Below are 26,994 nucleotides of genomic sequence, written 5' to 3'. Positions count from 1 at the left end.
ACCTTCCCCTCAACTCGGCTTACTTTTGTCAGTTGCGCGATCCGGCTTGTGGGTCAACCGCTTCACAGCCGTGACCGCCGCATGCGCAGCGACGGTCAGCCCAACAACGCCGGCAGCGGCCATGCCAATCTGATCGGCGTTCTTCTCAATGCCGAGTGGCCAGATTGAATCGGGAATGACACGCCGCCGTTCCCGAACGGCCGAACAGGCATTGTAAGTGGTCGGCCCCTTGCAGCCCATGTTGTATAAGCAATAGCCCTTGCGTGCGCCCTCATCGTCCCACTCCTCGACAAACTGGCCAGCGTCGAAATGGGAACGCCGATAGCACTTGTCGTGAATGCGCTCGGAATAAAACATCTTGGGGCGTCCCAGGCGATCGAGCTGCGGCAGCTTTCCGAACGCGGTCACGAAGGTCACCAGGCCGGTCATGACCTCTGCGATGTGCGGGCACCCGGGCACCTTGATGATCGGCCTGTTGGTGATCACCTTATCGATTCGCACCGCCCCAGTCGGATTGGGCTCGGCCGCTTGCACGCAGCCCGAGGACGCACACGTGCCCCAAGCGACGATCGCCATGGACTCTTCCACCATCGACCTGAGCTTTTCAACGAACGGCTTGCCGCCGTCTATGCAGAACATGCCCCCTTCGTTCAGCGGCGGATTGCCTTCCACGACAAGCACATACCTGCCCTTGTACTTGGCACGGGTTTCCTCCAGGATGGCTTCGGCTTGGTGTCCTGCCGCCGCCATGATAGTGTCGTCATAGTCAGCGAAATCATCGATAGCAGCGGTCTTCAATCAACGGATGAGACGATCGGATAAAGCTTTCCGAGCAGCAGGTGCACTCGAGCCCGTGCATCCAGATGACCGGCACACGCGGCTTGATCTCCAAGGCGGAAGCAATACCGCTTGCGGCGAGCGAACCGAGTCCGAAGCTCCCGGTTATCAAACTGCAGAATTTGTGAAAACTACGACGCGTGATACCCTGACGTCTGATCACGCTGTAGAAAGTTTCCGATGCCCCGCCCATGGCCCCTTCCAAGTGACTTGTCGGCCGTAACAATTGCTGACCTCAACAGCAAGAAACAGGCCACCGCATGGGAGCACACTCGGCAGATACGCGACCGCCGCTTCGCGATTATCGGTAGGGATGAGCGAGCCGAGCTCGCGAGGCACAAGCTACGCGTTGTCCGCCATTCGTGCTAATGATCCGTCGGGGCGGATCGATCCGATGCATCTTTCATTCAGTGGGTGCTTGCTGCGCGAGCACTTTCACAGGATCTATAATCGGAGTCTGGACCTTCAAAGCTCACATCCAGCGGCGCCAGTCCAGGTCAACTCACCTGAATTGCCTGGAAGCGCCGAGGAGCCCTTTCATGCGCGCACAGCCGCTCCGAGTCCCAATCCCGCAAAGTCGTTGGAGATTATGTGATGCGCCGTCTTGAGATCTCGATAGCGTTGCCATCGAGATCCTGCCGTTTAGCAGCATTTGTCCAAACCGCACAGCGTCATGGACTGTCACAAATACGCAAGCTCCCCCGCAGTCAAACTTCGTCGGACTTTCGAGGAGCTCGAGTTCTGTGGCTTTCATGTCAGAGGGGCGTCTAGAAATTGACGCGCGGGGCGCTCGCGTTGCGATCCCGACAAATGGAACGTGGCATCTTGCGTTTCGATCAGCCTCCACGTGCTGTTCGCAGGATACTGTCACAATCGCTATTCGCTGACTTTTCGACAACAATCCCGAGCACATCGGTCGAGAAGATGGGGCAGCGGCAGCTTAGTATGGCTTCGATGAAAGCCTGTTCATCGCTCTTGACCGGCGGAGCTACGAAATTCGGATGAAGACGCGCTGCTTGATCCGAGCTATCCGGGCGCGCCATAAGTGAGGCTAATCTATGGCGCCCTCGGCGATCGAATTTTTGATCAACCGTCAGGCTGCACCCCCTCTATTGTTTTTGCGAAGTCCAGGTAGTGCCCGGTAATCTGGGCCTGCAGAGGTAAGCAACTTGCCTCAGCGTAATAGGCAATCGCCATTATCGGTTTGGCGACGGACGCGACTGCGAATATCGCTTCGAAGCGCATCGATGTTGCTTTCGCAGGGATCGAATTGCTCGTATGCCTTTAGTGGATGAGCTTGCCGCCTCAGGCGATGCAACCCGCGCCGGCACGCACTTGCCAGCGATCGAGCGCAGAGCTCCTCCAGTTTGGCAAGGCGGCTCTTGGAACTCCGACGTCAAGCCCCAGCCTCCCGCAGAGGCGCGACGTGCGGCGAATTAAAGCCGATTCCAGCGCCAGCCGCGGCCATAACGGATGGCCGGATCCGGCTTGCAATGCTGCTGCTCGCTCACGATCGGACATGTCTGGCCGTCATACCGAAGCGGATTTAATCAGGGCTGGTGCCCTCATGTGCCTCTTCTGGCACAGCGTTTGTCGATGAAGGTTAGAATAAAAATGACGGCAAAGGCAAACATCACCATACCGCCGGCAATCCAACTTGCCTCGCTCCAGCGCGATTCTTGCACATAGTCAATGACATAAGCTGACAACACCTTGGTGCGCCCAGGAATGTTGCCGCCGATCATCATCACTACGCCGAAGGTGCCGATCGAATGAGCAAAGCCAACCAAGGCAGCCTTGAGAAACTCCAGTCGCACCAACGGCAGACCGATAGTAATGAAGGCATACAATGGAGAAGCACGCTGATTGACGAGCGGTCCCCCGCCTATCGCAATAAAGGCATTATGGATCGGCTGCACCACCAAAGGGAGCGCTGAGAGGACCGATCCGACTACAATTCCTGCAAAGGTAAAGGCGAGCGTGTGCTCGCCCCAGAAAGAGGCGAGAAAGCCACCCGGTCTGTTCGGGCCGAGCAGGACGAGTACGCAGAAACCAAGCGCCGTCGGAGGCAGCACCAGCGGCAGCGCGATGATCGTCGCCACCGCCTTGCTCAAAACCGTCTTTGAACGTGCCAGCCACCATGCGAGTGGCGCGCCAACAACCAAAAGGATCATCGTCGTCAGGCTGGCGAGCTCGATCGTGAGCGCAACGGATCGCCAGATCTCGGCCGAAAAGGTATCCATGTGCGTCAGCTCCACGGTGAGAGCACGTTGCCATATCGGCAGAGCGATCGCCTGCACGTCCGGCTTGCTGAAGGATTTGGCATGCAGCGCCTTTTGGCCGGATCCAACCTCCAAGAGCGAGCATCCTGCCAGGTCGGTTCACAAGGTCCTTTGCTAACCGCCGGCGCATTCTCACATCGTTGCCTTTTAGCGGCGATTCAGAATCTCCGGTTGAATCAATCGATAAATCTGTGGGATCGACGCACACTGTACTAGCTTCGGCCGCGCCGCCTTCCCCATTGCGAATGCATCTGCGGCGTCCGGCCCACTCGTCCCTTTTGCGGCGACGACGCGCCTGCGGATCGACGGCACGGAGAACGACGACGGCTTGCGCGCACGATTCACAACGTTCGAAGCCGAACTCGGCAGAGAGGCGAAGTGGCTTTCCAGCGGCGCAAGGCCGCCCTCAAGCAGCCGAGCCGGGCGACCGCGGTCGCCCGAGCGAAACGCCAGAAATGTTGGAGCTTGCGTGGCCTGGCTGTATAGCTCAGTGCCCGCTATGACATTCAACATGGCTTCGGACCACCTCGCCCGCTTTGACAATCCGGCAAGCCTATCCGTCGGCATGCGGAACTTGATGAGGGATGCCATATTGACGCGCGTCGTTTCTGCGAGAGCGGGCAAGAGGGCGGAAATCGCAGTACTCATCGGAGACTCCTGTGACAGGGCCGCTTCAACAGCAGCTCCTGTCTTGTCGTCCAGCAATGTCTGTGCCGCTTGCCAAATGTGATGCACTCCGTGCTCAACGTGAGGAAAAACGCGCATAGATGCGGGCATTGCTGTGGAGTGGACCTAACGCTCTGTCAGCTTTCTGGCATCATTGTCCTCGAGCGGACAGCGCCGCACACTGAAACCGCAGAGTTGACGTGCGCGAAATGCCCTTGGGGTCTCATAACGTTCCTCGACGGAAATCCTCGCGTGCATCTCCTGCTTCGAAGAATTGGTTAGCCGTTCCTTAAACGCTAGCAGGTATGACGGCCGGCAACCGCGCGACAGTCCCATGCGTGGTCATGCGCCAGTTGTTCCGAGCGCTGGACTAAGACCCACTGCCGAAACAAGCGCTGCAACGAGCCTATATCGTATCCAGGCGATGTAGTATATCGAGGGTTATCGTGTCGTGAGCGCGCGAATCGCATGCACAGATCTTTGCGTTCGCGCGCTTTTGCTGCTCGCTGAAGAAGACGTCGCGGTGGTCGAGCTCACCGTCGATGTTGACGAGATCGATCGCACAGACGCCGCACTCCCCGCGCCGGCAATCCGCAATCAGCTCGTAACCCGCTGCATTGAGTACATCGAGCAACGAGCGATCGCGCGGAATCGTTGGCTCGATGGCACGATCTGCAAGGCACACCCGGAAACCTTCAGTCGGCAGCGAGCCACTCGAACCGAAGGTCTCGTAGCGTAGGTCCGCTAGTGTGCGCCCTGCGCCGGTCCAAGCCCGGCGGGCCGTATCGAGCATCCGCGTCGGACCACACAAGAGTGTCAAGGCGTTAGGCGGCAGCGAGGCGAACAAGTCATCGAAATCGAGCCGACGCCCTTCGTTGCTTGCATGGATATTAAGTCTCTCGTTCAGCAAGGGGGCGAGGACATCCAGATAGACGGCTTGATCACAAGAAGGCACGGCATAATGTAAAGTGAATTGGCTATCGCGGCGGGCTATCGCTTGAGCCCCTATTCGTGGTGTAATATCGATGCCCCGGCGATTAGGCAGCAGTGCCGGCGCGCCCAGTCTATCGACAGCAGTGAGACCGGCAATGTAATGGTCAGCCGCGTGCCCGGCGCGAGCGACCACATGTACTGCGAGCCGCCGCGCGAGTCCTCCACGCGCCGCACCGCAATGCCATAGCCCGCCCAGTCGACTTCGCCGACCAAGGAGTAGGACCGCGTCTCCGGCCGTGTCCATCGACAGTGACGGCGACATTGATATGGCTGCCCACCGGATAGGCCGCGCCATCAAAGTTGTCCGGCTTGATCAGCAGCTCGCGGATCGAAGGCGTCAGATCGCATGTCGCAACGAGGGTTGCGGGTATCCAGCTTTCAATGAACCGCATGCAGCTCCCTTCAATCGCCTGCCATCCTAATGAGCGCCAGTCCCGGCAGCTGGTCGGAATGGAGCTATCGCCAAATTTTGGTGACGGCGCGGCCGGTCAGGCGGCGGCGGTTATGGGCTGACGGTCAGTCGGTTTGGCGATGAGCTCGATCCCGTCGTTGAATGTCACACCGAGAACGAGTTTTGGCAACTGGTTGTGGCCATCGAGACGACGCCGGCTTTTCTGCGCGGCCTCAAGCAGTTTGAAGACCATCGCGAGCGCCGTTCTGTTGGACAGGCAGCCCTTCGATCGGATCGTGCGGTGGCGCACGGTAGCGAAGGTGCTTTCAATGGGATTGGTGGTCCGCAGGTGTTTCCAGTGTTCGGCCGGGAAGTCGTAGAACGCCAGTAGCGTGTCCCGATCCTTGCTCAGGCAGTCGGCCGCCTTCTCGTATTTGGGCGTATAGCTCTCGATGAAGGCGTCGAACGCCAGCTCGGCGGCGGCCTTGGTTTCGGCCATCCAGCTCTCCTGCAGCGCGCGTTTGGCTTTAGGCTGCTGGCTCTTCGGCAACTTGGCGATCACGTTGGCGGTCTTGTGTACCCAGCAGCGCTGCTCGTGCGTTTTCGGCCAGACCTCGCCGGCGGCCTTCCAGAACCCGAGCGCGCCGTCGGCGATGGTGAGCCGCGGCGGCACGCCGAGCCCGCGCCGCTTCAGGTCGAGCAGCAGATCGCGCCAGTCCTGCGCGCTCTCGCGGGCGCCATCGGTGAAGCCGACCAGTTCCTTGCGGCCTTCCGGCGTCGCGCCGATCAGCACCAGGATGCACTGCTTTTCGTCTTCGAGGCGTGCTTGGAGATGGATGCCATCGGCCCAGATGTAGACGTAGCGCTTCGCCGACAGATCGCGCCTCTGCCACGCGGTGTGTTCGTCAAGCCAACCGTCCTTCAGACGGCCGATGGCGGATGCCGACAACCCGGCAGCATCCTTGCCGAGCAGCGCCGCCAGAGCCTCGGAGAAGTCGCCGGTGGAGATACCCTTCAGGTAAAGGATCGGCAGCAGCGTCTCGATCGATTTCGAGCGGCGCATGTAGGGCGGCAGGATCGACGGAGAGAACCGGATGCGGTCGGGATCGGTAGCCTCCGCCTCGCGATCGCGTACACGCGGCTGGCGGACGCCGACCGGACCGATACCGGTCATCACCTCGCGTTCCGGCAGGTGACCGTGGCGCACGAGCGCTGGTGGCCGTCCGCAGTCCTCAAATCGGCATGCTTGCCGAGAAAGTCCGCGACCTCGGCCTCGACCGCCTGGGCCAACAGAGCACGCGCCCCATTGCGCAAGATTTCGGTGAGTTGATCGTCGACGTTTCCTGGCTGAATCAACTTGATGATGTTATCTTTGGACACGGCATATCGCTCCTTCGGTGGAGAAGTGGAGGCGTCAAGCACCCCCACGATATGCCGCCTTCCCGATTCCCGCCGTCACCAACTTTCAGCGATAGCTCGTCGGAATGCGTCTTGTTCTTGAGCACCAAGCGCAAATTGCGCGCCGCCACTTGCGGGTGCTCTCGCAAGATTGCTTCGGCGCGCGCGCCTTCTCGATTATCGATTGCGTCGATTACGACGCGGTGTTGATCCTGCGCGCACATCCGGCAGTGTCGATTGTGTCATCACAAAGCCGCTAGGCGAGGCGAACGGTAATGCGGACGCGCGATCGACCTGCCTGATCAAGGGCGGATGCGCGACAATTCCGTCAGCAGCGCGTGAAAGCGCGCGTTGAGCGCGACGTAGGAGGAGAAAGTCTGGACGGAGATTGGATCCTGCCGCACAAGACCGTCAGTCTCGTCAAGACAACCTTTCAAGGGTTCGAGATCGCGCAATGAAACACCCCGCTCGGCGGCAACGCGTGCGGCCAGCCTCTGGAGCGTGCCGTGTAGTTCGATCGAGTCCACGACATCACACTCGGAGAATGCCTTTACCATGAAACCACCGGAAGAGATCGCTTCCAAAAGCCCTTCCTCCTGCAGTCGAACCAGCGCCATTCGCACCGGAGTGCGCGAGGCGCCGGTCGCCTCCACAGCCTGCAATTCGGAGATCCGTTCGCCAGGCAGCAAATCACCCGACAGAATCAGATCGCGCAAACTGAGCTGGGCACGCACCGTCTGTGAGACAGAGCGCCTCGAAACGAATGATTTGCCAGCGGTCCACCCGACCAGGCTTTTGCAACTGTTTCGACCAGAACGGCGGCGGGGGTATTCCCCTTCATCCAGCGCGTTACCGTGGCAGTCTTCTCGCCGTGCGTGACGTCAAGCGGCGCTTCCGCGATGGCGTCGTTGCCAATACTGGCCCCGTGCACAAAGGTCTCGTGCGTCACGTCCATGAGATTGTCGACGACCAAACGATAGTCGCATTTGGGGTGAACGGTCTCACCATCAGCGACCCAAGCAGGATCGTCGTTCCAGTGCATGTCCGGCACCAAATCTGGGTCAGCCAGCGCCAGATCGGCCATCCACAGCCAGATGAAGCGATTGCGATCGGCATGTTCGTCGATGGCGCGCTGTTGCGCCTCGAGAATAACCTCATCCTCCCGGAAGATGCCGGAAACGCCTTGGCGGGGTTCGGTGGTCAGACACTGTTCGCTTAAGCGGTAACTACGTACGAATGCCCAGAAATAATGGCAGCTCTCTGTATAGTCAATGTATACAGCAATTCGAGATTTCGCGCGAAATATGCTCATTATGGTGAAATCTTTGCGGTCAGACCGTCGTCGTAATGGCTGCATGTATACAAAATTCGATTTTATCAACCCTATATGTCCCGGCCGGCGATGGAGAGGCATCAGCTAGTCAAACTCCCGGGACATCGCCAGACGGCACATCCTGCTGCATCACAGTCCTGCATCGTCGCTATTCTCGTGCGGCGATCACCGTGACTCCTGGCGTGCATAGGGCGCAGCCTTGGGCGATTCTTGGCCGGCAGTAACGATGCCTTCACCGGGATCGGAGTTTGACGCCCTGACAGCGAGATCGGCCCGCGCTTTCAGCTCTTTCAGCTCATCCAGTGCGTAGATGACGCGACCGCCAAATTCTTCGATACGTTGGCCCTGCGCCATATGTCCGGCGCTTCTTGAGCGTGCGGCCCGCCAGACGGAGATAACGCGCCCAAAAGAATCTAGATCTGACGCTCAGATGTCGCCAAGCTTCCATCGCGCGGATACCTGCGATCCAAACAATCGATTTTACCAATGCGACGCACTGTTGCATCAACTCGGCACTCGACACATTCCGATCACACCAAGCTTCAACGCCGAGACGCGACTCGCCTTACGTGCCCTGCCAGAGCAAGAGATACGTCACCCAGCGCAACGCCTTCCATTCGAACATGCGAACGCAGGTCCGAGCATTCAGATAACTCATCAAGAGATAGACGGCTTATGCCTGGTTTGATCGGCCGCAGATTAGCGTCTGGTGCAAATCTTGCTTGCCGAAAAAGATAACGTGACTGAATGCCTGCCTTTGGAATGACGCGCCGGCTCCCGGAACCGTCTTCAATCGGACAAGGCTACGGCCAAAAGGACAGCCTCGTATGATGCCGTCGGCTCTCACGACGCGGCGGCTCACATTCGAGGGAATTCGGGAAGGAAGCGTCATGACCACCATGGCAACTGCGGCGCCTGCGCGCGCGTCACAAACCTGGTATAAAATTCTCTACGTCCAAGTGTTGATCGCTATCGTGATTGGCGCCATCGTCGGATGGCAGTGGCCATCGGTCGCGACCAACGACTGGGTCAAGGCGCTCGGTGACGGCTTCATCAAGCTGATCAAGATGGTGATCGCGCCGATCATCTTCTGCACCGTTGCATCCGGCATCGCGCATATTCAGGACGCAAAGAAAGTTGGGCGCGTCGGCGTCAAGGCGCTGGTATACTTCGAAATCGTCTCCAGCTTTGCCTTGGTGTTGGGCCTTGTCATGGGCAATCTGGTTCAAGTCGGCCGTGGCGTTGCCGTCAAACCCGACGCTGCGGCAGTCGCCAATTTCGTCAAGCAGGCGGAAGCCTCGAAAACCGTCGATTTCTTTCTCAATATCATTCCCGATACCGTGGTCGGCGCCCTGGCTCGCGGCGATGTTCTGCAGGTGCTCCTGTTCGCGATCCTGTTTGGCTTTTCGCTGATGGCGCTGGGAGAGCGTGGAGCGCGGCTGCGCGGCATGATTGACGACGTTGCGCACGCGGTGTTCGGCGTGATCGCTATCATCATGAAAGCGGCTCCGATCGGCGCGTTCGGCGCAATGGCCTTCACGATCGGCAAGTTCGGGCCGGCGGTGCTCGGTAATCTGATCGGTCTGATCGCGCTATTTTATGCGACGGCCGCGATATTTGTAGTGGTCGTTCTCGGCCTAATCGCGCGCCTTGTCGGCTTTTCGATCTTCAAGTTCATTGCCTATATCAAGGATGAGCTTCTAATCGTGCTCGGCACCTCGTCTTCGGAAAGCGCGCTGCCGCAATTGATGGAGAAGCTCGAGCGGCTGGGCTGCTCCAAGCCCGTGGTCGGCCTCGTGGTGCCAACCGGCTACTCCTTCAACCTCGACGGCACCAACATCTATATGACGCTTGCGACCTTGTTCATTGCCCAGGCGCTCGGGGTCGATCTCACTCTTGGCCAGCAGCTCACGATCTTGCTCGTGGCAATGCTGGCCTCGAAGGGGGCAAGCGGCGTCACCGGCGCGGGCTTCATCACGCTCGCTGCTACGTTGTCGGTGGTCAACCCAACGCTAGTGCCGGGCATGGCAATCGTGTTCTCGATCGACAAGTTCATGAGCGAGGTACGCGCCCTTACCAATATCACCGGCAACGGCATCGCAGCTGTGTTCGTCTCCTGGTGGGAAGGCGAACTCAAGCACGGGACGCTGCACGCCCGCCTCAACCAGCCCGCCGATTCCACCAGCATCGACGTTAGAAGCACAAGGAGGTAGGCCCCGGACTTTATCCGTGATTACAAGACGCGTCGAACGCGAGTGTTGCCCAAACTTGTGATTCTTCGCAGTTCAGATCGGCTCAGCCGACCTGAACAGCAAACCGGAGCGTTTTCTCACGCGATCTCGGACCGCCTGCTTTGCGCTGCGGTCCAGGCAACTGCTCTGAGAAAGATCCTCACATATAAAGGGAAAAGAGAGCATTGTTTTCGGCAGCCATCTCCAGGCGCGCCTTTTGAGGTACAGCTCCTGGCCATCCAAATGCCGGGGCAAGGTTGGCCGAGCCAGACCATACGGTTAATGACAGAATCTGTGCGGCGTGACGGTCCACGGTACCCGGTCCGCCCATGAAACGGTTGGTACGTGGCTGCTGAACCCGCCATGTCCGACCGACAATGTGGCGGCGACCTCGCTGGCGCAACTCGATCATCTGGCTTGTTCCGGTGCGCATTGCGGAAGAGACCGCGATGGACGTGATCACGGTGGACCAGATCGCCCCCTTCACCAGCATGAGATGGATCCCAGAGGGTAACGTCACGGCGCTTCACAGCTTTTCGCTGCTCTCTCCGCATAGGCAGAAGGCCTGCCGCATTGTTCAGCGTCAGCGCTTAGCTGAATTGATGTGGCCGGTGACCCTGACCTTGATGTGCCTTGGCGCCACACAGCTGTACTCGGCCGCAGCCTCACGCGCCCGCGACCGTTTCAATAGCGAAGGAAAACAGATAGCCCGGGCTCGGTTGTACGCATGTCAGCGCGCGATATTGGATGGTTTAGGACAACTATACGTACGTTTGTAATGCGCCTTCCTTCGGTACGTGCTCAGTTCAACCGTAAGCAATCGATCCCGGAAATGCTCGTGAGCGTCTCTGGGGCAGAAAGGATTGCCTTACTTTTGCCTAGAATGTTATAGCTCTCCTGCCGCATAACGGCCGGATGGTCGAAGAATGCATAATCAGATCAGCAATTTCAAACGTTCGGCCACGCAGTTTGCCTTCGGCAGCATAACGCTGGCGGTGGTGACGCTAGCTTCCTTTTACCTTCAGGCGCATTTCGCCGCGATGGCGCTCGTCTATCTGCTGGTGATATTGCTGTTTTCGCTGATCGGCAGCTTTGTCGCTTCATGCGCGCTTTCCGTCTTAGCCATCGCTGCTTTGGCCTACTGCTTTGTGCCGCCGGCGTTCAGTCTACGGATTGACGACCCCCAAGCTCTTCCGGTGGTCGTCGCATTTCTTACGGTCTCGATCGTTGGAACACACCTGATCGGAAGAATCCGCCAGGAAAGAGAGGCTGCGCATGAGGCTGCGGCCCAGCTGCGGCGCGGCGCGGCCGATTTGAAGGATCGCGAAAAACGGTGGCACGCGATCTTTGAGCACAACCCGGCCATGTACTTCATGCTCGATGAAGCCGGTACGGTCCTCAACGTCAATACCTTCGGCGCAACACAACTCGGGTATGCTCGCGACGAACTGATCGGCCAATCCGTGCTGGGAATCTTTCTCGAGGAAGATCGCGCGTTCGTTCACGAATGCGTTCGCACCTGCCTTGAAAATATCGGCCAATCGCACACCTGGGATGTCCAGAAAATCAGGAAAGACGGCTCGGTACTGTGGGTACGTGAAAACGCTAAAGCCATGCTCTGGGCCGATGACCAGCCCATTGTCCTAATAGCGTGCGAAGATGTCACGGAGCGAAAGCGAACCGAACTTGCCCTGCAGCGGAGCGAAGCCCATTTGGCTCAGGCGCAGGAGTTGAGCCACACAGGCAGCTTCGGCTGGAACGTTGCTACCGGCGAGGTCTTTTGGTCAAAGGAGAGCTTTCGAATTTTCCAATTGGACCCGCAGACGGCTCCTGGGCCGGAACTGGTTGTCGAGCGTACCCATCCAGACGATAAAGCTTCGGTCCAAGAGATCATCGATCGAGCGATGCGAGACCCAAGGGACTTCGAGCACGAATACCGGTTGCTGCTGCCGGACGGCTCGGTGAAGCACATCCACGCGAGGGCGCGAGCAACAAGAACTGCCACCGGTGACATCGAGTTTGTCGGCGCAGCGACGGATATCACGGCAGCAAGGCAAGTAGAACAGCAGCTACGCCGTAGCGAAGCCTATTTGGCCGAGGCCCAGCGTCTCAGTCACACGGGCAGCTGGTCTTGGGACCTCTACAGTCTCGACTTTGTGTATCGCTCCGCTGAGGTCGACCGTCTATTTGGCTTTGAACCGCAAGAGACTGTATCGATCGAGACCATTCGGTCGCGCGTTCATCCAGATGACCTGCCGCCGCTTCAGGAAGTGCAGCGCCAGGCTATCGAAGGCAAGGAAGAGCGCTTCGAGTATGATTTTCGAATCCTTCTAGCAGATGGCGGGATAAGACGCATACACTCCGTCGCGCATGTGGTGGTCGGCAGCGATGGCAATGTGCGCGAACTGATCGGAACACACATGGATGTCACCGACCAATACGCCGCTAGGGAACGCTTGGAAAACACACTTGCCGCGCTGCGCGAAAGCGAGCAGCGCTTTCGCGATTACGCCGAAACAGCTTCCGACTGGCTCTGGGAGACGGGACCAGATCATCAGGTCACCCACTTATCCGAGCACACCAGCGCTGCGGGAATATTGGCGACGGGATTGATAGGCCTGCCTCGCTGGGACATCGCGTGCGACGTCGAGGAAGAACCTGAGAAGTGGCGGCAACATCGGGCGACGCTGGAGGCGCATCTTCCGTTTCGGGATCTGGTCTACCGCACTGTCAACCGTATGAGATCTCCGATCTACGTCCGGACGAGCGGCAAGCCTTTTTTTGATTTAAACGGCAATTTCCTCGGCTACCGCGGAGTCAGCACCGACATCACCGCTTTGATTCGCGGAGATCAAACCGAACAAGAGCTCCGAAAGGCGCAGGCGGAGCTTGCGCATGTGACGCGTGTGACGACGCTAGGAGAGCTGACAACCTCCATCGCCCACGAAATCAACCAGCCACTCGCCGCGATTATCAGCAACGCCGACGCGTGCCTCGGTTGGATGGGCCGCCAGACACCTGACCTTTCCGCCGCTCGCTGTTCGGTTGAGTGGATAATCGAAGACGCAATCCGGGCAAGCGAGGTGATCCGTCGGATTCGCGCACTTGCGAAGAAAGGCGAGATCGAGATGGTACCGCTCGATATCAATGATGTCGTTAAGGATGTTATTGCTCTGGTGGCACGTGAGCTGGTTAACCACCGAGTGAAGCTAAAGACCAAGTTGACGGAAGCGCTGCCCGCGATCCTCGGTGATCGGATTCAGCTGCAACAGGTGATTATCAATCTGGTGATGAATGGGATCGAAGCCATGGACGCAGTTACGGACCGGACGCGCGAACTGGTGATTCAGTCGTCGGAGGACGACACGGGATATGTGCAGGTTACCGTGACTGATTGCGGCGTCGGGATCGCTGAAGATGATACCGACCGAGTATTAGACCCCTTCTTCACGACAAAGTCGAGTGGCCTTGGCATGGGCCTTTCGATCTGCCGCTCGATTGTGGAAGCTCATGCAGGCCGCCTCTCAGTCGTTCGCAAGCAGGGGCCGGGAGCGAGCTTTCGGTTTGACCTGCCGTTGCACAAGGAGCTCGTGCCGTGAGCGAACGCCCTTCCCCCCCGCGCGAAGGCAGCAAAGCTGAAGCGTCGGCAAATGCGACAGTCTTCGTTGTCGAAGATGACGTCTCGATGCGTCGGTCGCTAACGAACCTTTTTCAATCGGTCGGCCTGGACGTCGTTGCATTCGGATCGGCCCGCGAAATGCCACAGAGCGGGCTTCCCGATGTTGTTAGCTGCCTGGTTCTTGATATCCGGCTGCCAGGTCTGAGTGGACTTGAGTTCCAGGCTGACCTAGCGCGGTTGAACATTCATATTCCGATCATCTTCATCACCGCCCATGGCGACATTCCCATGAGCGTCAGGGCCATGAAAGGCGGAGCCGTCGATTTTCTGACCAAACCGTTTCGCGATCAGGAGCTGCTTGACGCCGTGGTCGCCGCGACCGAACGTGATCGCAAAAGACGGAAGGCTGAGCAGACCGTCGCGGAACTGCAGGCTCTATTTAACACCTTAAGCCCGCGCGAGCAGGCGGTGATGAGGCTGGTCGCTACCGGCCTGATGAACAAGCAGATAGCCGCCGAGCTGGGGCTCGCCGAGATTACGGTCAAGATCTACCGTGGACACGTAATGAAAAAGATGCGCGCCCGGTCGCTCGCGGATTTGATCAGAATGACTGAGACGCTGAGCATCCGCGCAAATCGGCCCGAACAAACCTAAGTATGATTTTACAATTTCAACACTCAAGCCCACTTTTCGCCGAGGGTGGCTAATGCTGCGGCAGCCGCCATTCCCGCGTCCGGAGGGCACGTCTTGTGCACGCCTTTAATATCTGTGGTTGACGACGACGCGTCGGTCCGCGCGGCGACAGAGAACCTTCTGAAATCGCGTGGCTACATCGTCCAAACGTTTGCGTCGGCCGAGGACTTCTTGAGGTCACCGCGATTGAACGAAACCTCCTGCGTAATTTCGGATCTGCAGATGCCGGTTATGAGCGGCTTGGACCTGTTGGCAGAAATGCGGGCGAGGGGTCACGGTGTGCCGTTCATTTTCATTACTGCGTTCCCGAACGACCGCGTGAGCGCCTCAGCCCTGGACGCGGGAGCGATTGGCTTTCTGGCCAAGCCCTTCGCCGGGCATACGCTGATCGAGTGCCTCGATGCTGCACTGCAGGAGAATCGCGACGGGGGGCACACCTAATCCAGAAGACCGCCAACCTCATGTCCAATCTGCGCACTTCTCACGCTACACGACATCGATCAGCTTCTTGGCGCCGAGCACGCTGCGCCTGTAATTAGAACTCCCAGAGGCCGAGTCCGCGCGCTCCAGTCTAATTGGTTGGTCCGCTTTTTTAGGCTCGTCACCCGCGAGTTCGCTCAAGCACGGTTCAAGACCTGCATGTTGAAATCCTATCTCGAGCTCGTACGATCTACTGGAATGAACTCCCCGAAATCGGCCGGCATCACCAGCGGTCGATTTCTTACTTTGGCTTATTGATCCTTTGACGTGCTCCGCTCGCTAGCCGCGTTGATCAAGACCAACGTTGCCGCCGCGAGGCTCGCGGTACTCGGCACTCCCGGCTCCGTTCAATCTCCGTAGGCTGGTGCTCAGGGTGATCCTCCTCCCGGACAGGATTCGACAGGTTCGCGCGCTTGCTTAGCTCGGTCTCGTTGCAGCAAGCATACTATTTTCAACAACGAAAGAGCTCTGCTCAGCCCAGGAGCTCTCCGGAAAGCATTTTCGAACCAATTGCTTGCGTCTTGTTCATCATCGATGTTGGTCGTCGGGCGAAAAGCTCTGTGGGACGAGCTCCTGTTCACCGCGCCTCCTTGTCTATTGGGGGGGCCGCAATCGCTCCGTAGCTCCTTCACGCCCTATCTCAGGCTGCTCCTTTGCTCCTCATGAACTCTTGGGCCTCATCAGATCGCCCGGAAGACCTTTGCCCTCCAGATACCCCACATAATCTGCGTGCAAAATGCCCGGCCTCCTTTCGACGGCCGGGCGGATCTTGGCCGCGCCTCGTAAAGTTATTACGACGCCGCCAATTCGATCTATCGGCTTGTGCAATGCTGTCACAGAGCGCACCAGGCACTAGCAGCTCGGCGAAGACTACGCCGGCCGGCTCAGTCTGCGTACCATCTTCTCCGCGCAGGAGCTCTTCTGAATGTGAGCCTTCCCCAAGGCCGCCTAGCGCAGCAAAGACGGCGCGAAGAGCACGACGAGATACGTTCCACGCAACTATACTCTAGTCACATAAAATCATCCTCGCAATCGTAGGTCGCTGAGCCTTCTGCGATCTCGGTATCACCGTTCTCACAGTTGCCAATTTCGGAAAGATATCGCGCGGCAGCGCCATTTCGCTGCCATTCACCATCACTGTTCCTTATCCAATTTTCTGACGTCTCTGGGTCGAGGACCATTTGTCGGCGTCAACCTCGACAAACCCCAACTTCTCCGCACCGGCTCCTGCTTCTGGATTAGCGGGACGCAAATTGAGCAACGGCCTTACCGTCCATTCGAAGTCGATGCTCGGAGCAGAATATCGCCAGCGTTCTCGACAAGCGGATGAACGACCTGAAGATCTACACTCGAGGTAGTCCCCGTTCGCCCAGGAAACAGCTCCCGCCATCGCTTGACGTCGAACTCTGTCATGCTGTCGCCGCCTTCCATTCTTAGAAGCCCGACACTCTTGTTTCCTAATTGGCAGCTGAAATATCGCGCATTATCGGAATCTCGAGTTGTTCCATAGTCCTCAGCAATTTCCGCAGTTCGCCTTGCTCTTGCGGACACGAAATCTGAGTACTCTTGCGGGTTGTCGGCGATGTACTTGATCTCTTCGCCGTGATAGGTCTGAGCCTATTGCACCACAGGAGGGTTTTGAACGAGCGAATACGGTCTTGTTGCCGACGATGAGCAGCCACTGGGGCCTGGCGCGGCCAAGCGCATATTGGCGAACGCATCCGCGAAGCTGTTTGCATCCCATTGCTCGTCAGCTTCGACAAAGCGTGAGGATTGGAAGTCGGACAAGCCATTGATCCGATTATACATGGCGATTGGTGCTCCCAACGGGCATACACTTCCGCATTTGGTTCAGGCTTGTTAGACTCGGCGGAGTTGATAGGCTGACTGCCTTACCAGAACCTGACGCGAGACCGTGAATGCCCTCTCATCCTTTCGGCAAGCTTTCCTAAAGCGGCACCAATGCACGTCGCATTGGCGTTGCCGGGATTGGTGAGGCTACGAGCATGGCTCGCAATGTCAGCCTATCAGGAGCGGGTTCGATCGATAGTTCCTTTTAATTGAATCAGCCGTCGAATGCTCTCCTTCTGATGCCGCGCGCCATGCTAGACGTATGCCCAGATTGCAGTCTCGATAAGTCCGGGGGAGCTCACGGCCTGCTAACAGTTACCAGAATTCGCGACAACCAAGTATCCGCCAACCATGACCAACCATGGATAAGCGCGAGACTACAGCCTTTCCGGATTTTGAATCCACCAGATGGGGCAGCCACCGCAGCCTGATGGCTAGACAACGGAGAAGCACCTCGACATTGCCGCGGCCGGCTATTCGACGGTGACCGATTTTGCTAAATTGCGCGGCTGATCCACATCCGTCCCCATAACGACGGCAGTATGATAGGCTAAAAGCTGAACCGGGATGGCATAAACCATGGGCGTAAAGCTTCCACCCATGTCCGGCATCACAATGGTCATGAGCGTATCCACCGTCGCTTCCGAAGCGCCCTTCGCATCAGTGATCAAGATGATGTTGCCGCCGCGAGCCGCGACTTCTTGCATGTTCGAGACAGTTTTTCCGAAGACCGCGTCGTATGGCGCGATCACCACCACGGGCACCGTCTCATCAATCAATGCAATCGGTCCGTGCTTGAGCTCGCCAGCGGCGTAGCCTTCTGAATGGATATACGAGATTTCCTTCAGCTTGAGCGCACCCTCCAGTGCCAGGGGGGCCGATGTGCCGCGGCCGAGATAGAGCACATCGCTCGACTTGGCGACATGACGCGCGAGTTTCTCGATCTGCGGCTCGATCAACAGCGCCGCAGCAATCAGCCGCGGCACTTCGATAAGCTCGCGGACAAGCTTCGATTCATCGATCTCGTGCAGTTTACCGCGCTCTTTGCCTGCTGCCAGGGCAAGCGCCGCCATTACCACTAGCTGGCAGATGAACGCCTTGGTGGAGGCGACGCCGATTTCCGGTCCCGCCAGCGTGGGCAACACGGATTCGCTCTCACGCGCAATCGTCGAGGTCTGGACGTTGACTACAGATATCGTGTGCAGACCCTGGCTCTTGGCGTAACGCAGCGCAGCCAGTGTGTCGGCAGTCTCCCCCGACTGCGAGATGACGATCGCGAGATCGCCCTTACGCAAAGGCGCCTCCCTGTAACGGAACTCGGATGCTACATCGATTTCGACCGGCAGACGTGCTAACCGCTCGAACCAGTATTTGGCGATGTGACCGGCATAGCTTGCCGTGCCGCAGGCCGTAATCGAGATTCGCTGAATCGAATTGAAGTTGAACGGTAGAGTCAGCGGCAGGGCTACGCGCTCGGCGCCGATATCGACATAATGAGCCAATGTCTGCCCGGCCACCATCGGCTGCTCGTGGATTTCCTTGGCCATGAAGTGTCGGTAATTCGCTTTATCTACCAGGAGTGACGACGCGCCTGACTTTGATGTTTCCCGGTGGACGATAGTGCCGTCCGCGTCGTGGATCACACAAGTCGTGCGGGTAAGTACGGCCCAGTCGCCATCTTCAAGATAGGCAATGGAATCGGTCAAGGGTGCGAGCGCGATCGCGTCTGATCCTAGATACGTTTCGCCATTGCCATGCCCAATCGCAAGGGGTGATCCCTTGCGCGCACCGATCAAAAGATCGTCGTGGCCTTTGAACAGGAATACCAGCGCGAAGGCTCCGTGCAGCCGCAGCAGCGACGCCTGCACCGCATGCTGTGGCGAGTAGCCATTCATGAGATAGGATTCAACGAGATGCGCCACCACCTCGGTGTCGGTCTCTGAACTGAAATGAGCTCCATTCTGTTCCAGTTCGGCTCTCAACTCGCGGAAATTCTCGATGATCCCATTATGAACGACCGCGACATTTTCCGTCGCATGCGGATGGGCATTTCTTTCGGTAGGCCTTCCATGAGTCGCCCATCGGGTGTGACCAATACCGATATGACCCGATAGCGGATGCCGGTGCAGCCGCTCGTCAAGGTTTCTCAATTTGCCTTCAGCGCGGCGGCGCTCGATACGGAGACCTTCGAGCGTCGCAACGCCTGCGGAGTCGTAGCCACGATACTCCAACCGCTCGAGCGAAGCGACCAACTGTCTAACGACCGGACCACGCCCCAGGATGCCGACAATTCCACACATGCTGATCAATGCACCCCAAGTTCACGAAGCCGCGGCTTCCAAATGGTCTGCTGTCGACGTAGTTGCGGGGCTGCTCTAGCGTGTGTTGCCATTTGTTACTGGAAATGTTTGTCGCGCTCGTTCAGGCGAACATGCGATACTCGGACAGATGCATGCTCCGCTTGTCGAGATCAGACTAAGCGATCAATATCGATAGCTCGATTGTACGAAGGTAAACTTTCGATGTCGAAACGTTCGAAGAACTATACAAGTGTTTGCAAACTCCCCGTATTTCCTGCACCAGCCGAAGCGATTGTCATCGATACGGTCGATGAGCTTGCTGCGCCCTAGGCTGAGTGTTCTGTTGGAAGTTGAGTGAGCGGCACGCATTGTGGGCTGCGATATCTAGTCGTCCGTGAAGAGCGGCTAAGCGATTGAGCTGGAATCGCATTTGTCGTTTTGGATTGTTAGGATTGCAGGGTTTTGATGCTTCGGACATCGGAACCTTGCAGTTTCATTTTCGGGATTCCGTCGAATCGCCAGTCATGATTCCGTCGTTGCATCGGAGGTGGCGATGCGACCGAAGAAGCACAAGACGACGGGATCGGGCGATCTGTTCCGGGCCAGGCTGGACCAGATCATCAATATGAAGCACGAGCTGGTTCAGCTCGCCGGCAAGGTTGATTGGGACTGGATCGACGGCGAGATCGCGCCGCTCTATAGCGAGAACGGCCGGCCGGGTATCGCGACCCGCTTCATGATCGGGCTGCTGCTCAAGCACATTTACGGCCTGTCCGACGAGGGGGAGCGTTGGGTCCACGACCCGTATTTCCAGTACTTCACCGGCGAAGAGTTCTTTCAGCACGCGTTCCCGCACGAGCGCTCGGACCTGAGCCACTGGCGCAAGCGGCTCGGCGACAAGCTGGAGCTGTTGCTGGCCGAGAGCTTGCGGGTGGCGCACGAGGCCGGCGCGTTACGCAGCCAAGACCTCAAGCGGGTCACGGTCGATACCACCGTGCAGCCGAAGGCGATCACCTTCCCGACCGACGCCAAGCTGCTGCACGCGGCGATCAAGGGGCTCAACCGCCTGGCGAGGAAGCACGGGGTCAAGCTGCGGCAGTCCTATCTTCGCATTGCCAAGAACCGCGGCAATGATGGCGGGACGCTACGCCCATGCCAAGCAATTCAAGCGGCATCATCGGCAGCTGCGCAGCCGGCTGGGCCGGATCATCCGCGATATCCGCTGCAAGATCGAAGGTCAGGCTGTGCTCGAGAACGCGTTCGCCCTCTCGCTCAGCCGGGCCACGCAGATTCGCGCGCAGCAGCAGCGCCAGCGCGGCTGGAAGCTCTATTCCTTCCACGCCCCGGAGGTGGAATGCATCGGCAAGGGCAAAGCAGCCGCGCCTTACGAGTTCGGTGTCAAAGCCTCTATCGTCACCAACAACCGGCGGGCTCCCGGTGGCCTGTTCGTGCTGCACGCCAGGGCGCTACCCGATAACCCGTACGACGGTCACACCTTGCGGGACGTCATCGACCGCACCGAGACACTCACCGGCTGCGCGATCGAGCGGGCCTATGTCGACAAGGGATATCGCGGCCACGACGCACAAAATCCCCGTCGCATCTTCATCTCTGGCCAGAAGCGCGGCGTCTTCGGTGTCATCAAGCGCGAGCTGCGCCGCCGCTCCGCCATCGAACCCATCATCGGACACCTGAAAGTCGATGGTTACCTCGGCCGCTGCTACCTCAAAGGCCGTGCCGGCGATGCGGCCAACGTCATCCTCTCCGCCGTCGGCTATAACTTCCGCCGTATCCTCGCCTGGCTCAGGAAGCTCTTGCGCTTCATCCTGACCGTCCTTTGGCGCGCCTTCGCAACCCCAGTCGCCCTCAATCCCGCTTGTTAACGGACGACTTTTTATGCACAGGCTGTGGCTGGGTGTCGGCCTGCATGCTGCGATTCTATCAATGCAATGCCGATCTCCTAACTTTCAACTGGCTAACCTCAGCACGTCGCTTTATCCGGCCACGATAAGCCAGGTCCGAATGATTTTAATGTTGGGAGCAACTGCCGGATCGGTATAAATCAATGTATGTAGTGTACATGTATATATGATGTGTATGATCGGAGCTGACGATCGCTTTCCTCTAGTTGCGGGTGGAGCGCGCTTGAGCATCTAGATCTCTCGCAGCCGCTTCGCAACTGGCGTTCTTAAGGGGGGCTCTTTACGGCGCAACCAATAGAGACCATGGCGGCTCAGAATTCAAAGCGGCGCGTTGCGCTGATCACCGGCATCACCGGGCAGGACGGCGCGTACCTCGCCGAATATCTGCTCGGCCTCGGCTATACCGTGCACGGGATCAAGCGTCGATCGTCCTCGTTCAACACCGCGCGCGTCGACCATCTCTACCAGGATCCGCACGCCGGCAACGTGCCGTTCCTGATGCACTACGGCGACATGACCGATTCGACCAATCTGATCCGGCTGGTGCAGCAGATCCGGCCGACCGAGATCTACAACCTCGCCGCCCAGAGCCACGTCCAGGTCAGTTTCGAGAGCCCGGAATACACCGCCAACGCCGACGCTATCGGCGTGCTGCGCCTGCTGGAGGCGATCCGCATCCTCCGCATGGAAAAGGAGACCCGGTTCTACCAGGCCTCGACCTCGGAGCTCTACGGGCTCGTGCAGGAGGTGCCGCAGAAGGAGACTACGCCGTTCTATCCGCGCTCGCCCTACGGCGTCGCCAAGCTTTACGGCTACTGGATCACGGTGAACTACCGTGAGGCCTACGGCATGTTCGCCAGCAACGGCATCCTGTTCAACCATGAGAGCCCGATCCGCGGCGAGACCTTCGTGACGCGCAAGATCACCCGCGCCGTCGCCCGCATCGAGGTCGGCCTGGAGAACAAGCTCTTTCTCGGCAATCTCGATGCCAAGCGCGACTGGGGCCACGCCCGCGACTATGTCGAGGGCATGCACAAGATCCTCCAGGTGGACGAGCCCGGCGACTTCGTGCTCGCGACCGGCGAGACGCGCTCGGTTCGCGAATTCGTCGAGCTGGCATTTGCGGAAGTCGGCCGCAGCGTCGAATGGCGCGGCAAGGGCGTCGAGGAGATCGGCGTCGACAAGGCGACCGGCAACACCCTGGTGCAGATCGACCCGGTCTATTTCCGTCCGACCGAGGTCGATCTTCTGATCGGCGACGCCAGCAAGGCGCGCGCCAAGCTCGGCTGGACGCCGAAGACGCCGTTCGCGCAACTGGTGAATGAAATGGTCGCCAGCGATCTCGTCGAGGCCAGGCAGGATGCGGCCAATGGCAAGCACGGCGTTTGAACTGAAGGGCAAGACGGTCTTCGTCGCCGGCCATCGCGGCATGGTCGGCTCGGCGCTGATGCGCCGGCTGGCGCGCGAAGGGGCCGAGCTGCTGACGGTGTCGCGCGGCGAGGTTGATCTGCGCGACCAGGCCGCGGTGAATGCCTGGTTTGCCGCGAAGCGGCCGCAGGCCGTGTTCCTCGCCGCCGCCAAGGTCGGCGGCATCGTCGCCAACAACACGCTCCGGGCCGAATTCCTCTACGACAATCTGGCGATCTCGACCAATGTGATCCAGGCGGCGCATGCCAATGGTTGCGAGAAGCTGATGTTCTTCGGCTCGTCCTGCATCTATCCGCGGCTGGCACCGCAGCCGTTGCGCGAGGATTCGATGCTGACCGGCCCGCTGGAGCCGACCAACGAGCCCTATGCCATCGCCAAGATCGCCGGCATCAAGATGGCCGAGACCTATCGCAGCCAGTACGGCGCCGATTTCATCAGCGTGATGCCGACCAATCTCTACGGTCCCGGCGACAATTATCATCCCGAATACAGCCACGTCGTCGCCGCGCTGATCCGTCGCTTCCATGAAGCCAAGGTCTCGGGTGTCGGCAGCGTCGTGGTGTGGGGCACCGGCACGCCGCGCCGTGAATTCCTCTATGTCGACGACCTCGCGGATGCCTGCATCCACCTGATGAAGACCTATTCCTCACCGGAACTGGTCAATATCGGCACCGGCGAGGACATCACCATCGCCGAGTTCGCACTCTTGGTGGCGGCGGCCGTCGGCTATCGCGGTGAGATCAGCTTCGACACGTCGCGCCCGGACGGCACCCCGCGCAAGCTGCTCGACGTCAGCCATTTGGCCAGGCTCGGCTGGCGTGCCCAGACCTCACTGGAGGAAGGCATTAAGTTGGCGTACCGGGCGTATCTCGGCCAGAGCAATAAAGGCCACCAGAGTGATCCAGCTCATCCCCGGCAAGTGGGCTTAAGGGAAGGCAATCCTGCACGACGAGTCCGCGGCGACTATCCCGGCCGTCCGTCAGCCCAGGCCATTCGGTAATAATGTACTCTGTGAACGGCCTTCTTCTCACACGGCGACCGGTTGGATCCTCAACATGTAAGTCCCGGTACATGCTGGCCAGCATGCGGATCAACCGGCTTGCATCACGACGCAAAATGATCATGATCGCGGATGTGTTGTTCTACTCCGCCGAAGTCGACAGTTGATAAGCGCGATCTGAAGTCGATGCTGAGCCGCGATCGATCATTGAGTTGGAACGCGCCAATATTCCTCTTCAGCCATGCCCAGCGATAGTCCGTCATCAGCACCCACGGCGATAGCGTGACGATGCAGAACTACGAGAGACGAAAAGCCTTTGAGGATTTTTTGTTTTCCAAGCCAGTTTAGCCTGAAGGCGCCAAAAATCGAGCGCCACGGTGTCAGCCGCCGCCGCGAGCCTGATTAGCACGAACGCAGGAATCGTATGCGAGCCTCTTCTACGCGAATTGCGCGACGGAACCGGCCGCGGCCGGCTCGACTCTTGGGCATATTCGCGAGCGGACAACGACAACCCAAGTTGGCCGCATTGAACTTGCTGTCAGAGCGCTACCGCTCGCCTCCATTCGCACGCTGACGCGCGCGCCGAGCTTTGCGAAAGCTCCTGTCCGCCGCCATGAACCTCGCCAGCATAGGTGCGATCAGCTTGGCTGGATCCTGAACGGGTTGTCCCGTTTCCTGGGGCAGGATTTCAGCGTAGGCAGCGAGGTCCCGGTGGACGATTGCCGGCAGTTCGTGCGCCACTTTGATCGGTTTGTCGTCTTCGATCGCTCCAAGCTTGAGCTTGGCCATCGCGTTATCCCCTATATGGTTCGAGCACCAGGTCGCGGTTGACGATCACCCTCACCGAAAATGCCTGGCGGATCGTCAACGTTGGCTGGATGTTGAGATTGCGGCAAACCAGCTGCTGTCCTGTCTGATTTGCGGAATCCTCCGCTCCACGCCGGAGCGCAGCAATGAGGTCGCTGTTGGTGTTGCCTGCGTCCGCGCCCGAATTGACCTCCGTGCCAACAGCGAGCAGTCTCGAAAGCGCTGCTGCGCCCAAGAGCTCTTTCCAGTGATTGTCGACCTCGTCCTCGAGGCCGGCGTATCCAGATGCATCTGCGCCAGGCTGCCGTTCCAGGACGATCGAACGCCCGTTCGGCATAATCAGCCGCGTCCAAACCAACAGTACGCGCGACTGGCCAAATGCCGCCTGGCTGTCGTAGGTGCCGATCAGCCTTCGAGCTCGCCGCGTTGGATTGTCATAGACAGCTTCCGTCACCTGCGCCGTGATTTGCCCCGGTAGATCGGATCGAATGCCCGTGATGAGAGCGGCCGGAATGACTGTGCCGGCCTGCACCACAAACGGCGAAGCTGGCCTCACGAGGCGATCCGGACTGGTCGTCCGGCGGTCGACGGATGCGCTGACGAAGGCGAGCTTCCGTTCCTGGCCATTCTGGGCGAACGTTTCATCAGATGATGTCGTGGCATTCGAAGGCGTTTCATTGGCCGATGTCACAGCAGTTGAGGGACAGACATTGGTGCTGGCAACGACCTTGCTGGTACGACTCGTGGCTTGTCGTGAGGATCGATCACACGCAACCCCGCTGACGCAGCATGTACCACATCAAGAAGGTGCTTCATTCTCATATGACATTCGCCGGTGCCACGGCCGAACGCAGCTTCTAAGACCGCGCCCTTTGCTTCTCAGTCAACCTGAATAGCGTTGGCTACATCGTCTCGCATTTTCCCGTACATGAGGATGATGCGCGAGCCACCGAGAAACTGCTCTATGAGAATCCGGTCGTGTCCCAGTGATGGTGTAGCTCGGTAGAGCAAAGCCGCCCGTACGCGCGCCTCAAATAGCGCCGTAGCGGGCGGGCGGCTTTGCGGTGGTCACCGGCGATTCGCCGGTAGGATCGGGTTGCGACACGCCAACGCAACCGAGGAACCACCGATGACCGACGATATGTGAACCTGCGCACGCTCGTGGAGAAGACCCCTGATGCCGATCTGTTGCGCGAGATGATCGGCTTTTCCGCCCAGCGGCTGATGGAGCTGGGAGTCGAGGGCCACACCGGGCGGCCTACGGCGAGAAGAACCCCGAACGGCTGGCCCAGCGCAACAGCTACCGCGACCGGACCTGGGAGACCCGGGCCGGCACGGTCGAGCTTCGCATCCCCAAGCTGCGCAAGGGCTCCTACTACCCGGGTTTCCTGGAGCCGCGCCGGATGGCCGAGAAGGCGCTCACCGCCGTAGTTCAGGAAGCCTATGTGCAGGGCGTCTCGACCCGCTCATCGACGATCTCGTCCAGGCGATGGGGATGAGCGGCATCACCAAGAGCCAGGTGAGCCGGCTCTGCGCGGAAATCGACGACAAAGTGAAGGCGTTCCTCGCCCGGCCGATCGAGGGCGACTGGCCGTATCTGTGGATCGACGCCACCTACGTGAAGGTGCGCCAGCAGGGGCGTATCGTGTCGGTCGCAGTGATCGTCGCTGTTGGCGTCAACAGCGACGGCCGGCGCGAAGTTCTCGGCATGGATATTGGCCCTTCCGAGGCCGAGACGTTCTGGACGGCGTTCCTGCGCAAGCTCGCTCGCCGGGGCTTGCGTGGCGTCAAGTTGGTCGTCTCCGACGCCCATGAGGGCATCAAGGCCACCGTCGCCAAGGTGCTCAACGCCGGCTGGCAACGGTGCCGCGTCCACTTCATGCGCAACGCGCTGGCGCGCGCCGGCAAGAGCGGGCGGCGCGTCGTCTCCGCCTTCATTGCCACCGCCTTCGCCCAGGACGATGCCGAAGCCGCAACGGCGCAGTGGCGCAAGGTCGCCGATCAACTCCGCCCCAAGCTGCCCAAGCTTGCCGACTTCCTCGACGAAGCGGAGACCGATGTGCTGGCCTACATGAATTCCCGCCGCAACATCGCACCAAGCTGCACTCCACGAACCCAATCGAGCGCCTCAACGGCAAGATCAAGCGGCGCACCGAGGTGGTTGGCATCTTCCCCAACGAGGATGCCATCTCCGCCTCATCGGCTCGATCCTGCTCGAGCCGAACGATGAATGGGCCGTCCAGCGTGCCCGTTACATGACACTGGAAACCATCGCGCCGTTGAGTAAGGCGTCGGGTTCGCTCGCGACCTTTGCTTCCTTCAGGATTTTACCCTGGGCATCACAACGCACACGCTCGACAGTTCCAATGACACGTCGATTCCGGCCTAGTTCTCCACGGCAACCCTCCGTCTCAGGATGCTTGGGCCGACTCAAGTCGTGACCCCGTTTGATCAGGGGACAGCCACCATCATGCCCCCTTGCTCGGAGCAGGGCCCCTTACCGCATCTAGCCTGACCAGGCCGCGCTCTGCGGCTGATCAATCGTCTTGAGCGATGCATCGAGTTCTGCGATTTGCGCGCTGTGCCTGTTCTTGTCCGCTATTGGCGGGCAGCTATCGCCGATCGCAATTGGCTTTCGAAGATGAGCGATATCGGCAGCGACAAATTCGTCGAGTGTCATGGCAGTCACCTCCTTTCTGCCTGACATCCGCAGCATGAGTGGTTAAGAGAGCGCAAAGACCTAGCGTCTCGCCCATAGGGCTG

The 26,994-nt window shown here is 59.1% G+C and carries 13 protein-coding genes and 9 pseudogenes; 8 read left to right on the top strand and 14 right to left on the bottom strand.

Translation table 11 applies throughout. From position 1 onward, the window contains the following. Positions 1-9: 9 nt before the first annotated feature. From ACVIGA_RS27350 to ACVIGA_RS27310, 9 genes and pseudogenes are all read right to left on the bottom strand, one after another. Positions 10-1,030 (bottom strand): annotated as a pseudogene (locus tag ACVIGA_RS27350) (hydrogenase small subunit). Between the two features lie 1,372 nt (positions 1,031-2,402). After that, a complete protein-coding gene (locus ACVIGA_RS27345; protein WP_173643969.1) occupies positions 2,403-3,080 on the bottom strand; it encodes a molybdate ABC transporter permease subunit in 678 nt (225 codons plus the stop codon). A 186-nt stretch (positions 3,081-3,266) separates the two neighbouring features. Continuing rightward, positions 3,267-3,767 carry a hypothetical protein gene (locus tag ACVIGA_RS27340; protein WP_456668648.1) on the bottom strand — a complete coding sequence of 167 codons (501 nt, stop codon included), beginning with the start codon at positions 3,765-3,767 and terminating at the stop codon, positions 3,267-3,269. 424 nt (positions 3,768-4,191) lie between these two features. Next, positions 4,192-5,170 (bottom strand): annotated as a pseudogene (locus ACVIGA_RS27335) (PDR/VanB family oxidoreductase). Between the two features lie 96 nt (positions 5,171-5,266). Next, positions 5,267-6,549 (bottom strand): annotated as a pseudogene (locus ACVIGA_RS27330) (IS256 family transposase). Positions 6,550-6,641: 92 nt separating this feature from the next. Then, a pseudogene (locus tag ACVIGA_RS27325) lies at positions 6,642-7,358 on the bottom strand (GntR family transcriptional regulator); the annotation flags it as partial. Beyond that, positions 7,312-7,678 (bottom strand): annotated as a pseudogene (locus tag ACVIGA_RS27320) (aromatic ring-hydroxylating dioxygenase subunit alpha); the annotation flags it as partial. The pseudogenes ACVIGA_RS27325 and ACVIGA_RS27320, both read right to left, overlap by 47 nt. Before the next feature lie 54 nt (positions 7,679-7,732). After that, a pseudogene (locus ACVIGA_RS27315) lies at positions 7,733-7,879 on the bottom strand (hypothetical protein); the annotation flags it as partial. Positions 7,880-8,065: 186 nt separating this feature from the next. After that, on the bottom strand, positions 8,066-8,254 hold the full coding sequence (locus ACVIGA_RS27310; protein ID WP_371821712.1) for a hypothetical protein: 189 nt from the start codon (positions 8,252-8,254) through the stop codon (positions 8,066-8,068). Between the two features lie 536 nt (positions 8,255-8,790). Between ACVIGA_RS27310 and dctA the strand changes: the two genes are divergently transcribed. Further along, positions 8,791-10,113 (top strand): C4-dicarboxylate transporter DctA, encoded by a 1,323-nt coding sequence (gene dctA, locus ACVIGA_RS27305; protein WP_166073047.1) that lies wholly within the window; start codon positions 8,791-8,793, stop codon positions 10,111-10,113. Between the two features lie 178 nt (positions 10,114-10,291). Here dctA and ACVIGA_RS27300 read toward each other — a convergent pair whose 3' ends face one another. Further along, complete coding sequence (locus ACVIGA_RS27300) at positions 10,292-10,624, bottom strand: hypothetical protein (protein WP_456668647.1); 333 nt, start codon at positions 10,622-10,624, stop codon at positions 10,292-10,294. A 433-nt stretch (positions 10,625-11,057) separates the two neighbouring features. Between ACVIGA_RS27300 and ACVIGA_RS27295 the strand changes: the two genes are divergently transcribed. From ACVIGA_RS27295 to ACVIGA_RS27285, 3 genes are all read left to right on the top strand, one after another. Next, complete coding sequence (locus ACVIGA_RS27295) at positions 11,058-13,730, top strand: PAS domain S-box protein (protein ID WP_173643884.1); 2,673 nt, start codon at positions 11,058-11,060, stop codon at positions 13,728-13,730. Continuing rightward, positions 13,727-14,404 carry a response regulator transcription factor gene (locus tag ACVIGA_RS27290; RefSeq protein ID WP_166072984.1) on the top strand — a complete coding sequence of 226 codons (678 nt, stop codon included), beginning with the start codon at positions 13,727-13,729 and terminating at the stop codon, positions 14,402-14,404. Before ACVIGA_RS27295 ends, ACVIGA_RS27290 begins: the two co-directional genes overlap by 4 nt. A 93-nt stretch (positions 14,405-14,497) precedes the next feature. Next, complete coding sequence (locus tag ACVIGA_RS27285) at positions 14,498-14,884, top strand: response regulator transcription factor (RefSeq protein ID WP_166072973.1); 387 nt, start codon at positions 14,498-14,500, stop codon at positions 14,882-14,884. A 2,363-nt stretch (positions 14,885-17,247) separates the two neighbouring features. Here the strand turns inward: ACVIGA_RS27285 and glmS are convergent. After that, positions 17,248-19,074, bottom strand: a complete 1,827-nt coding sequence (glmS, locus tag ACVIGA_RS27280; protein ID WP_456668646.1) for a glutamine--fructose-6-phosphate transaminase (isomerizing) — start codon at positions 19,072-19,074, stop codon at positions 17,248-17,250. Positions 19,075-19,627: 553 nt separating this feature from the next. On the opposite strand from glmS, the pseudogene ACVIGA_RS27275 reads away from it, so the two are divergent. From ACVIGA_RS27275 to fcl, 3 genes and pseudogenes are all read left to right on the top strand, one after another. Continuing rightward, positions 19,628-20,957, top strand: a pseudogene (locus ACVIGA_RS27275) (IS5 family transposase). A 342-nt stretch (positions 20,958-21,299) separates the two neighbouring features. Next, positions 21,300-22,385: a GDP-mannose 4,6-dehydratase gene (gmd, locus tag ACVIGA_RS27270; RefSeq protein ID WP_456668645.1), complete on the top strand. Its 1,086-nt coding sequence runs from the start codon at positions 21,300-21,302 to the stop codon at positions 22,383-22,385. Further along, the gene (gene fcl / locus ACVIGA_RS27265; RefSeq protein ID WP_456668644.1) at positions 22,366-23,424 is read left to right on the top strand and encodes a GDP-L-fucose synthase; all 1,059 of its coding nucleotides are present in this window, start codon (positions 22,366-22,368) and stop codon (positions 23,422-23,424) included. Before gmd ends, fcl begins: the two co-directional genes overlap by 20 nt. Before the next feature lie 546 nt (positions 23,425-23,970). Here the strand turns inward: fcl and ACVIGA_RS27260 are convergent. Both ACVIGA_RS27260 and ACVIGA_RS27255 read right to left on the bottom strand, forming a co-directional pair. Further along, positions 23,971-24,213, bottom strand: coding sequence for a DUF2274 domain-containing protein (locus tag ACVIGA_RS27260; RefSeq protein WP_173643882.1), 243 nt, complete (start codon positions 24,211-24,213; stop codon positions 23,971-23,973). 4 nt (positions 24,214-24,217) lie between these two features. Then, positions 24,218-24,973, bottom strand: a pseudogene (locus ACVIGA_RS27255) (TrbI/VirB10 family protein); the annotation flags it as partial. Positions 24,974-25,514: 541 nt separating this feature from the next. On the opposite strand from ACVIGA_RS27255, the pseudogene ACVIGA_RS27250 reads away from it, so the two are divergent. Next, positions 25,515-26,490 (top strand): annotated as a pseudogene (locus ACVIGA_RS27250) (IS256 family transposase). A 247-nt stretch (positions 26,491-26,737) separates the two neighbouring features. Here the strand turns inward: ACVIGA_RS27250 and ACVIGA_RS27245 are convergent. Next, the gene (locus ACVIGA_RS27245) at positions 26,738-26,911 is read right to left on the bottom strand and encodes a hypothetical protein (protein ID WP_456668643.1); all 174 of its coding nucleotides are present in this window, start codon (positions 26,909-26,911) and stop codon (positions 26,738-26,740) included. Positions 26,912-26,994 lie beyond the last annotated feature (83 nt).

Source organism: Bradyrhizobium sp. USDA 3240, from assembly GCF_054063295.1.
Note: the sequence above shows the minus strand (reverse complement) of the source record. Positions and strands in the feature narration are given on the sequence as shown.